General features: G+C 67.7%; 8 protein-coding genes. 2 read left to right on the top strand and 6 right to left on the bottom strand.

Annotated features, from left to right (window positions below; genetic code table 11):
* The coding region (locus J7E97_RS20940; protein WP_308346607.1) for a hypothetical protein at positions 1-1,344 on the top strand (1,344 nt) is incomplete at its 5' end.
* Here the strand turns inward: J7E97_RS20940 and J7E97_RS20935 are convergent.
* From J7E97_RS20935 to J7E97_RS20910, 6 genes are all read right to left on the bottom strand, one after another.
* The gene (locus tag J7E97_RS20935; RefSeq protein ID WP_215029458.1) at positions 1,315-3,441 is read right to left on the bottom strand and encodes an ATP-binding protein; all 2,127 of its coding nucleotides are present in this window, start codon (positions 3,439-3,441) and stop codon (positions 1,315-1,317) included. The genes J7E97_RS20940 and J7E97_RS20935 overlap by 30 nt on opposite strands.
* A 420-nt stretch (positions 3,442-3,861) precedes the next feature.
* Positions 3,862-4,344, bottom strand: a complete 483-nt coding sequence (locus J7E97_RS20930) for an ASCH domain-containing protein (RefSeq protein ID WP_308346606.1) — start codon at positions 4,342-4,344, stop codon at positions 3,862-3,864.
* Positions 4,341-6,398, bottom strand: coding sequence for a GNAT family N-acetyltransferase (locus J7E97_RS20925; protein WP_215029457.1), 2,058 nt, complete (start codon positions 6,396-6,398; stop codon positions 4,341-4,343). The genes J7E97_RS20930 and J7E97_RS20925 overlap by 4 nt, the downstream gene beginning before the upstream one ends.
* Before the next feature lie 152 nt (positions 6,399-6,550).
* On the bottom strand, positions 6,551-7,663 hold the full coding sequence (locus J7E97_RS20920) for a hypothetical protein (RefSeq protein WP_308346605.1): 1,113 nt from the start codon (positions 7,661-7,663) through the stop codon (positions 6,551-6,553).
* A 419-nt stretch (positions 7,664-8,082) separates the two neighbouring features.
* A complete protein-coding gene (locus tag J7E97_RS20915) occupies positions 8,083-8,412 on the bottom strand; it encodes a hypothetical protein (protein ID WP_215029454.1) in 330 nt (109 codons plus the stop codon).
* Between the two features lie 369 nt (positions 8,413-8,781).
* The gene (locus J7E97_RS20910) at positions 8,782-9,438 is read right to left on the bottom strand and encodes a hypothetical protein (protein WP_215029452.1); all 657 of its coding nucleotides are present in this window, start codon (positions 9,436-9,438) and stop codon (positions 8,782-8,784) included.
* A gap of 468 nt (positions 9,439-9,906) precedes the next feature.
* Between J7E97_RS20910 and J7E97_RS20905 the strand changes: the two genes are divergently transcribed.
* Positions 9,907-10,710 (top strand): hypothetical protein, encoded by an 804-nt coding sequence (locus J7E97_RS20905; RefSeq protein ID WP_215029450.1) that lies wholly within the window; start codon positions 9,907-9,909, stop codon positions 10,708-10,710.

The following is a 10,710-nucleotide window of genomic DNA, read 5'->3' as shown; positions in this document are numbered from 1 at the left end:
CCGGGAGCCGGGAGCCGGGAGCCGACCTTCGGTCTGTCGGCGGACTGGCTCCTCAACGATGGCAAGCCGTTCGTCGACGGTCTCGTACTGTCCCACCCGGAGCAGCTGGAGCGGTTGCGCCGCGCATGCCCGGAAGCCGAGGACGCGGCGGTGCTCGCCGGGGACCCCTGCTACGACCGGATGCTGGCCGCACGGAAGTACCGCGATAGGTTCCGCCGAGCCCTCGGAGTACGCCGTGGGCAGCGTCTCGTCGTACTGAATTCCACCTGGAATCCGGAAGGGTTCTTCGGGAACGGGGGCGGTGAGGACCTCCTGCCGAGCCTGCTGCCCCGGCTCACCGCCGAGTTGCCTGCCGACGACTACCGGCTGGCTGCCATCCTGCACCCGAACGTCTGGTACGGGCACGGGCCGGGCCAGGTCCGCGCCTGGCTGGATCAGGCACGGAGGAGCGGGTTGGCCTTGATCAACCCCGTTCATGCCTGGCGGCAGGCCCTGCTTGCCGCTGACGTGGTCCTGGGCGATTTCGGCGCGGTCTCCTACTACGCGGCGGCCCTCGACATCCCCGTGATGCTGGCGGCCACCGGACAGGAGCGGTTGGACCCGGAGGCGCCGCTCTCATCGTTCGTACGGGACGCGCCCCGGCTCGATCCGCACCGCGCCTTGAGGGAGCAGGTGGAGAGGGTGATCGCCGGTCACCGGCCGCTCGCCGGGCCGGCCGAGTTCACGAGCTCGGCGCCGGGCGCCTCGGCGACGCTGCTGCGGCGGCACTTCTACGCTCTGATGGACCTTCCAGAGCCGGAGGTACCCGCACTGCTGGAGCCGCTGCCCCTGCCGCCGTACGATCCCCCTCTGCGTACCGCCCCGCTGCACGTACGGACCGAGGTCCAGGGGGCGCAGGTCGCGGTCGAACGCTCCACGGCGCATCCGTACGGGGCCTGCGGCGTCACGCACCTCGCGGTCCACGAGGACACCCTCGACCCCGGCATCCTGGAGTCGGCCGATGTGATCACACGGGACGGCCGCCCTGACGATCCCCGGCTGGGCAGCCCCCGGGCATGGACGTCCGAGGTGCTCGGCCGGCATCCTCACTGCACGGTCGCCGCGTACGTGACCGGGCCGCACACGTGCACCGTCCGCAGCCGGGAGCACGGCGTGTACCGGCTGACGGCCGACCCGGAGTCGGATGCCGACCCGGCGGCGTACGCGTCCTCGCTCGCCGGGTGGCTCGCCACGGGTGGCCGAGTGCCCCCAGGTGGGACCACGCTTCGAATGCGGGTCGCCGGTGGAGTACACCCGGTGTCGGTCGAGCCGGTGCTACCGAGCGACCTCGCAGCGCAGCCGTAGGGCGGCCAGGTACCCCAGGTGTGGGATCGCGGCCGGCGTGAGCAGCCGCTCCGCGTCCGCGATCCGCATCAGTGCCTCGGTGTTGTCTCCTGCATCGTGCAAGGTCTCGGCCAGGTCGGTGAGAGCGCGAGCCTGGTTGTACGGCTCGCCCTGCTCGGCGAAGAAGTCCACCGCGGCCTCCAGCAGACCGCGCGACTCGTCAAGCCTCCCCATTCCGCGCAGGGCCCGTCCCTGGTGGCGCTGGGACAGGGCGCGTGCGCGCGGCAGGTCGTGCGCGCCCTCATGATCCGGCTCGATCGAGCCGTAGATGGCATCTGCCGCGACGAACCGCTCGTGCGCCGCCTCGTACAGCCAGCGGTTCAGGTTCAGCAGACCCTGTAGCTCCACGGAGGATGCCTCACCGCGCAGGTGGCCGGCCTCGCGCTCCGCCCTGGCCGCAGCGCCCGCCTCCCGATTCGCCTCGTCCCAGCGGCCCAGCTCCCCGAGGCAGTGGGCAAGCTGGAAGTGCAGGGCACCCGCGAGGCGGGAGGCCGGCTGGTGCTCGTCGGCGCAGCGGGCCGCGAGGCGCAGGGCGGGCAGTACGTCGTCCCAGTGGCCCGCCTTGAGCTGAAGGGGCCAGAGCGCGCGCCCCAGCCGTAGCGCCGTGGTGGTGTGCTCGTACTCACGGGCCACGAACACGGCGCGGACCAGGTTGCCGACCTCCGCCACCAGCGCTGCCACGCCCTCGGCTTCGTCCCGGTACGGCTCCCCACGCGCGGGTGCCGGCTCGGTCCGCCAGCTCTGGGGCAGGGCCGCGTGCGCCGCGTGCAGGGCCCGGTTGAGCAGGAAGTCCAGGGTCCGGGCGACAGCCGCTGAGCACTCGGGGATCCCGTGCTCCGGTCCGGCAGCATCGGCCAGGTGGCGGCGCACTTCGGGCCGGAACCGGTAGCGCTCATCGGGCAGGGCTTCCATGAGCTGGAAGTCAGCCGCTTCCGCCAGCATGCGGGCGGCCTCGTCCTCGGTGACGCCTGCGGCGGCCGCGGCGAGGGGTGCGGTGACGGACGGCCAGCCGCCGAGGGCCGTCAGCCGGCAGAGCCGTGCGGTCTCCGGTCGGACCCGGCGGCAGCCAGCCTCGGTCGTGGCGCGTACGGGATCGGCTCCTGGCCCTCCCGCCGCCCGGTCCAGGAGGTCCAGTTCCATGTCGTCGGTCAACAGGCGCATCGCCGTCGCCCTCACAGCGAAGGCGTTTCCGGCGCAGTGGGCCAGTACACCCGGCATCCGCGGCTTGGCGCGCGCGACCTTCTCCCGGCCCGCGACCTTGTTCATCAGCTCCAGGGCGTCCCGGTCGCTCAGCCTGGACACGGGAACGGCCTCCGCTTCCAGAGCGAAGCGAGGGCCGGAAACGACCACCAGCAGAAAGACTTCCGGCGTGGCCGGGATGAGGCTGCGGACCTGAGCGACCGTGGAGGCGTGGTCGACCACCACCATCGCCCGACGGCCGTCCGTCAGCCGCCGGTAGAGCTGTTCCCGGCCCGCCTCGGTGGGCGGGATCCGCTCGGCCTCCACGCCCATCTGCCTGAGCAGCCGCAGCAGGACCGCTGACGGCGCCGGAGCCAGCTGTCCGGAGCCGTCACGGAGGTCGATGTAGAACTGTCCGTCGGGGAACCGGTCACGGCACACGGCACCCAAGTGCAGGGCCACGGCGCTGGTGCCGATTCCCGGGGGGCCGTACAGCAGAGCTACGCGCGGACGCCCGGCGGCCGGGCGGGTCGCCTCCCGCTTCAACTGCTTGACGACGTCTTTGCGGTCCGTGAAGTGGCGTGTGGCCGGGGGAAGCCCGCTTACGGAAGGAAGGGCGGCAGCTGACTCCGGAAGGCTCCGGAGGAGGAGGGACCATTCGTCCGCCTGGCGCCGATCATCACCCAGGCGGGTGTGTACGTGGCCGGCTAGCGCCTCCCAACCTTCCCTACTGGAGGGCAAGGGCGTCTCGCGCCCCGTGGCCCTTCTCGCCAGCGCGCCGGTCGACAGCAGCAGTTGCTTGCCCATTTCACCTGCCGCGCCGTTTCCCACCGCGGTGAGGAATGCGGTCAGTGCACTGAGCGCGATGATCTCCAGCATGTCGGCCCCTCCCCTGGTTCCCGATCCGCCATTGCCGGACTTTAACCCCGCAACAGCGGCCTGGGGAAACCTTTCCGACCAGGTCAACTCCGTCCCATAAGCGCACAGATGACTTCTGAGTCATGAAACGCGCCACTGGATCACACCATCGGGCGCGTGAGGCGGCAACGGCGTGATCGTCTGTCAGCGTCGCGCTCTACCTGCGGGCCTCAGCAGGGCGAGGGGGTTCGTACCCGTCGGGATGGCCAACGGGTGGGGTGCGCTTGAAGGCCGCCGGGCTGGCGCGGTGGGGAGGTGAGGCCGACTGGCTGCGCGACGTCGACGCGAAGCGGGAGGCCTTCATCAACCTGGCGTCTGCTGCATCCCCATCAAACCGCTCAACCAGCCTTCACCAGGAAGGTGTTGTGGCTTATGCGTCTCTCAGGCAGGGACCATGTCGCCGAGTAGGCCACGCAGAGCCACGTCGACGCCGTTCGGTGCGGCCTCCGCCATCTGACGGAGATCGATCTGCTTGACGTAGCGGTAGCTCTGCGGAGGGTGGAAGGAACCGACCGCTCGGAGGGCCGCGAGCGGGACCGGCTCCTGGAAGGTCACCGGTTCAGTCAGCGTGAGGCCACTGGCCCGGCTCGCACCACTCATGTACGCGTCGTACTCACGACGACTGATGCCCGCGCGGGTACGGCTGGTCGACCACACTTCGCGAGGGGACGCCACCTGGACCGAAGCGATGCGGGCCGCGCCGACGATGGCCATCGTCGGCGCGGTGGCGTACAGGAGGACAGCGGTGCCGGGAGGCGCGGCGATACGCTGCCGCCGCACTTCCACCGTCTTGCTCCCGGCGAGGATGGCGGTCGCGAACCGAGGGTGGACGGACAGCAGCATCGCGCGTTCCGGATCGTTCACGTCTTTCGGTGCCCCTCTTCGTAGACCGCCTGGAACAGCGCGTTGTTGATCTTCGACAGCTGTTGCAGCGACAACGCTAGCCCCAGATCCTCAGCCAGCACACACAGACGCCTGTAGGGCACCGGCTCGGGGAAGAGCTCGGTGTCCGAGAACCTCAACGCCATTGCCCTGCCATAGGGTTCGGCCGCCTTCCGAACTTGCTCCCGACCATATACGCCCAGGTGTTCGAATTGCGAGTGGAGGGTGTCGGGCTCGTCGATCACCACCTCATCGAGGCGGGAGCAACCGATCACCATCTGTCCCTGCTCACCGGGGTTCCCCCGGCTTACGTACCAGAGAAGGCGGCCCGGAACGCTCTCGTTCCGGTGGCCAGGGGAGCGGTAGTAGACGTGCTCGCGGCTGATGCCGAGGACCTCGTCCCTCGGCAACAGCATGGTGGGGAAGTCGAACAGGTCGGCAGACCAGCGGGGTTCGATGGGCACGATGAACGACGGCAGTCCGGAATCCATGACCTTCGCCGGCCACCAAGCGCGCTCGGCGACACTCGCTACCTCGGCAGACAGGTCAGCGGGCAGGTCGGGCACCGTGAGAGCCAGGCGCTGCGCGATGTCAGCGGCGGCGCCGGACACCTCCGAGGCGGCACCGCAGACATCCACGAGCAGGGCGGTGAGACCGTCTGTATGAGCGGCGAATCCGTCCGCGCCCGCCGCCGCCTTGGCTGCCGCCGACGGGTACGGGTCGGTGATCCGGATGACCTGTGCCCCGCGCTCACGGCCGAGACGCTTCAGCATGAAGAGCAACTGCCGGGCCAATGTCTCTTCCAGAACGTGGCCGGCAGTGCGCAGAACGGGAACGTTCAGGGTCCTGCCGTCGAGAGACCATACGTACAAACCGACCGGCTGCCCCTCTCCGTCCCGTAGCAGCTCCCGTCGCCACAGGATCGCGCCCGGGCCAAAGCTCTGCAGACGCCGCTCGAAAACGGGCCCGCCCTCACGCTGCCCTTCGTCGAAGAACGGGACCAGATCGGCCTCGCTGCCGACAGTGACCTCCTCCGCCGAGAACACGGTGCCCAACAGGTCCCTGGGCCGGTAGACCTGCGCTTGCCTGAGCTCATCGACATGGAGGGTGACGGCAGAGGGCGCCACCACCTTGACTCCAGCGACGTCCCAGGCGACATCAGCCATATCTGCAAGCCCTGGGTCGCGCGTCACGAGCAGCTGCAGGCCGGTGCAGGAGGTCTCAGCCACGTACCGAAGCCGTGCACGGGTTCGCGCATCGGCCGGCACGTCAGGGAGTGCGCCGGACAGAGCTGCCATGAGTTCCGCGTACCGGGCCGCCACCGCATCCGGGTCCGGGGTGATCAGCCGCAGGCTCGACAGGTCGGCGCGCCGGTGCTGCCTCTCGGCACTGTCGGCCATTTCGCGCACGTCATGAAGGAGCTGTGGCGTGAATGCCAGCTCGACCAGATCGGTGAGCCAGCCTGCCTCCAGAGCGCGGGCCTCCTCGACCTCGCGTTCGGAGCCGCGTCCGCTCAGGCCGTCGAACACCGAGTGGTCCACAGTCACCACCAGCAGAGCTTCGCTCTCGGCCTCCGAGAACAGGTCCTGATGCCCGAGGTCCAGCCACCAGGAGTCCAGGGTCTTCCGTTTCAGGCCTCGCCCCAGCCCCTCACCACGGGGTACGAAGCCCAGGCTGGTCCACATTCCGCTGAGCTCGTAGTCGCGCCGGCACCTCACCTTGATGGCGAGGCGGTGGGCCTGACGCTCCCGGATGGTCTGCACCAGTTGGCGCGCTACCCTCTTGCCGCGGTGCTCCTCGGCCACGCATAGGTGAGCCAGCCTTACGTACGGGCTCCGCTTCGGCAGTCCGAAGAGCGCGTAACCGATGACCTGCTCGCCCTCCAGGGCTACGAGCAGGCCGCCCTCGTCCGCGGCCTGCCGGTATGCGGGTGGGGTCAGCAGCCCCAGCCGCTTCGTGTAGCGGTCCCCGAGTGCCACAGCAGCATCGATCAGCTCCGCTTGTTCACCCGACACCAGAACCACGTTGACCGTCATGAGCTCCCCCTCCGGATCGCCAGGCCCCGACGCTGCCGATCTCTGCTGTCCTGCTCCCCACTGCACACCTCGGCCATGGCTGCCGGACAGTCCTTTTTTGATCAGTTCCGGACCGGGCGGCCGAATCGCTCCTCTCTGCACACGGGCGCCGTTCAGGAACCTCCATGTCGGCTCGGCCCGTACGGACTCCACCCTTGGAGGAACGGTTTGAGGTCTTCGGCTTCCACCTCACGGGTCTTCGGCATGCCGGGCAGGAGAACGAGCGGGTCGAGGGATCGCGCGTATTGGTGGGCCCAGTCAAGCCACCGCCGAGCGTCTACCAGCCCGCTCTCCTCCGGCTCCGCCGCAGCAAGACGCTGCTCCAGCGCGTCACAGTACTCATGCAGGAGCCGGGAACCCCGCCAGGCTTCTGACTGCTCGCGCAGGACTCCTGCGAGCTGCGCTTCGACTGCCCGGCCCCGGGCCTCATCCATGGCCGCTGTCCACAGGGCCTTGCGCTCAGCCGCAGCCCGCTCCTCGTCCGCCTTCCGCTGCCCGTCATCGACGGCTCGCAGTTCGATCTCTCGGAGGACGATTCCGAGGACGTCCTCCAGTTTCCAGCGCTTGCGATCGGCCCACTTGCTCTGACGCCCCGAACGGCTGTAGGGCAGCTCGATCATCAGCACGACCGCCCGATCCGGATCCAGCGACTCCGGATACTCTCGCTTGATCGTCACTCGGCAAGAGAAGCCGTCGACGGTGAGCTCCACGTACCCTTCCCGCTGCGCGGCCCATCTTCCGTGTGCGGTGGAACGCTGGGTGCGCCCTCGGACGGCCGGTCCGGCGACCTGGTGTCCACGTCGGTCAGCCTCGGAGCACAGAGCCTGAAGGATCCGGAGCGAGCGTGCCCGGGGTGCAGAAGGCATGTGCAGCCAGGCGTCGTCCTCCATGAAGGCGGCCATCGCACGATGCGGCTTGCGGATCTGTGGCGGTACCCGGACGGTAGGGGCCTCCCCCGGCCGCTGGCTCTTCTCGTTGGGGTGCGGTCCTTCTTCAAGGGATATCTGTAGGTCACGCTCCCGGTTCCACAGCCGCTGCTTTTCGATGCGCCGGCCCGAAGGAACGAGCCCGTGACGCTTGGCATAGTCGACCACCCTCCGCCACTCACCCACCTCGGCCTCATCGGGGTTGGGGAAGACCACCCTGCGCTCGACGACCAGCCGCTCGACCAACTGTTCCGCCTTGGCCCGCCGAGCCCGCGCGACCGGCCGGTCCGCGTAGGACACCGACCTCGCCCCTGCGCCTTCCTTCCGTTCAGCTACGGCATGCCTCGGATCATCTGGGTGGTAGCCGTACTCCAGGTAGAAGGCGCCGGCCTCCGTCACCTTCGTCCCTACGCCTGCGCCTTGTTGCCGGGTCACTGCGAGCAGCCCCCGGTCCCGTAGCGCGTAGGCCGTACGCCGCAGCCCTGGATCTGAACCGACGCCTTCGTCACCCTGCAGCCTTCGTAGGAGCTCCAACTGCCGCTCGTTCAAAGAAGCCCACCGATGCATTGATCCCACACCTCATGCTCAGGCCGCCGCCCAAGATCAGCGCCGGGCGGACGTGTTCGGGTTTGACACCCTTCCCCTTTACCCGATCCGCAAGAAGACCGTGCGTGGTTCGCCGCATTCGCTGCCCGACTAACTCCGTCGGCTGATCCGGCCTAGCAAGCCACTCCCGAACCAGCCCTGAGGTCGAGCAGCGCGTCCCTCGGGTGGCGGCCGAGCGGGAGCAGAAGGATGTCAGCGAGTACCAGCGCCTGGGAGACCAGATGTCCGTTCGGGCCATCGGCCCGCACCAGCCGTAGCCCCCGCCTCTCGGCGTAGACGCATAGCTCGGCAGCCGCCTGGATCCGCTCGTACTCCAGCGACGAGATGGTCACGACGCCGCGCCCCTCCCCAAGGCCCACGGAGGTTACGGAAGGTGCAGGCTCCTCCTGAAAGCTCTCGTTGTCGGTGCCCCAGAAGCTTGTGGTGCGCGTCTCGTTCGTCATGTGAAGTCCTCCGAGAGGGGACGATTCCAACGGGAAGCGATGCTCAACTCAGCTGGTGCCGTGTCGTCGCACAACACGTCTTGGGTAGCTCCCTGGTTCTCAGCTGAGCCAAGCACCACCCGAGAGAGCTACACCGGCCGCCTCGCCCCGGGCAGCTAGCCAGAACACCCGCGGCAAGCTCGACGCGCTCACGAGAACATCACCCACCCGCGCCTGGGCCTTGGACCCGTCGTCGATGTCCGCCGGCGTACCCCGTTCCACAGCGTCATCGCGTGGACCCCCAAGTCGGCGGCCACCTGCATCAGACCCGGCGATCTCCCCTGTCCCCACACAGGGGTGTGGCACTACATGTCAGCAGGAGTGCCCTCTTTACCCCGCTCGTACCCCCTGCGAGAACACCGAGGGCGCTGCGATCTCCTGATGGCAACACGGGCACTCGGTCAGTCGCTCGGGATCCACGCGCCACGGGCCTAGCCACACCTTGCGCGCCTCGATCTCCTGCCGCTCCCTCTTAGTACAGAGATTCCTCATCGCGACGCCCAGGCGGTGCAAGCAGACCTCTCGCTCCTGCGCTCGACGCCTCTCCAAACCCAAACGCCACCACATCACCTCTGCGGCATCGAACGATGTCTTGCAGTGCTGATTGACCAGGGAGACGACCTCACCGAGGTTCACCGACACCTTCTGGTCGCGCAAGCCGCTGACAAACGCTTCCACGACCTCCTCATTCGTCGGCGGCCGGTAACGCGGATTGTCAACGGGGAGCACGGCGTTGGCGAACACCCGACTCACCTGATGGAGCATCCACATTTCGGCGAGACTGGGCCAGATCCTCGGCCCTGCTGTACGGCCGTTTGTGTAGCGCACCACGCCGACCGAGGACAACCTGCTGACGCATTGCTGCGCGTTGCGTGTGTCCAACGAGTAGCCGTACACCTGGCGAGCAACACCTTCCCAGGTCATCCAGACCGGGTACGGCTCAATCGTGCGGGCCTCGGCCAGCACCTTATGGATCTTCGCTCCCACGGGAGACTTCTTCGGCACACTGCGAGGCTAGGCCAAGTGCCGGGCGGCGCTTAGGAAGGACGATCCACACGATCGAGTGCACTTACGTATAAGAGCTGCCTAACCAAGCCAGTGGGTGGCTAGCAGACCCGGATCTCCGGGCGAACTACTTGTGCCACTGCGGCGAGAGCCGTGCAGGTCAGGTGCAGGAGTGGATGCGATGCGAAGACCCGGTCCGAAGCGGATCGAGCGGCAGACCCCCTGATCGTGCGGCGGACCCGGCCGACCCTTGCCATCGGAGCCTGCCGGCGCCACGGGGCGATCAGCTCACCCGTCAGATGGGCTGGCTTCGCTGCGCCCCCAGAAGCGACGTCGGGCGCGCTGTACGACTCCGGCACCCTAACGCGCTCCCGACTGAACGGGTGACGTGAGCAATTGCTGACCCGACCGTGACCCTAGTTTCAGGCGTGCAACCTAGAGGGAGGCGTTATGGCGCGAAGAATCCAAGTAGCGGCCCTTGTTCGCGAACAATTCAAGGGTGTGGATCTACCCGGAATCAAGCGACGCCTGGCAACCAAGAAGGAATGCTGCCGGGCGTGCGGAAAATCAATCGGCTCAAACAGCCCCGCCAACCTGATCGCCGTTATTCACCGCGAGAGCCGCATCAAATGGGCTGCACTCGTGCATCCACAATGCGGGAACTCGGGAATCTACACCACGAGCATCGCACCAGACGACAGCCGGGTGTATTTCGAAATCGAGTGCGCTCTCATGGCCGGAGAACGAGGTGCTGTGCCCGCACTCATCGTGGACGCCTACGGGGGTTACAAGGTCACAGGATCCGGCGAAGTGCACGACACGCTGCTCGCCGGGTTCGCCAGGTTCGGGTTCGACTACCCGGACTGGATCGATCGCGAGGACAGTGAGGCCGCTCAGGCAATCGACGAGACTGAGCACACACCAGGACTGACCGCACACTTCGAGTCTGGCGAAATGCTCATCTCCTCGGAAGGTGCAGAACTCTTCCGCATGAACAATCTCAACTACTACCCACGCTGGTATAGGTCCCTAAAGTGCGGCGCATTGTTCGTGAGCATTGGCCGGAATCTGCAAGGAATGACCTTCGACAGCCTGAAGCATATTCAGCGAGCCGCCAGCGCCAAGGAACTAGTCAGCGCAGTGGCAGCGGTTTCTGTGGTACCAGCCAATCTCAGTTCAACCTGTGGATGCGTCAATGGGGCCACGCGAACATTCGCAGTGTGCTGTGGCCACCCCGACGGGCCCGAGGAGTGA

This window comes from Streptomyces sp. ISL-66 (genome assembly GCF_018614135.1).
Taxonomy (GTDB): Bacteria; Actinomycetota; Actinomycetes; order Streptomycetales; family Streptomycetaceae; genus Streptomyces.
The sequence above is the reverse complement of the archived record's forward strand: the minus strand, read 5'-3'. Positions and strand labels throughout refer to the sequence as shown.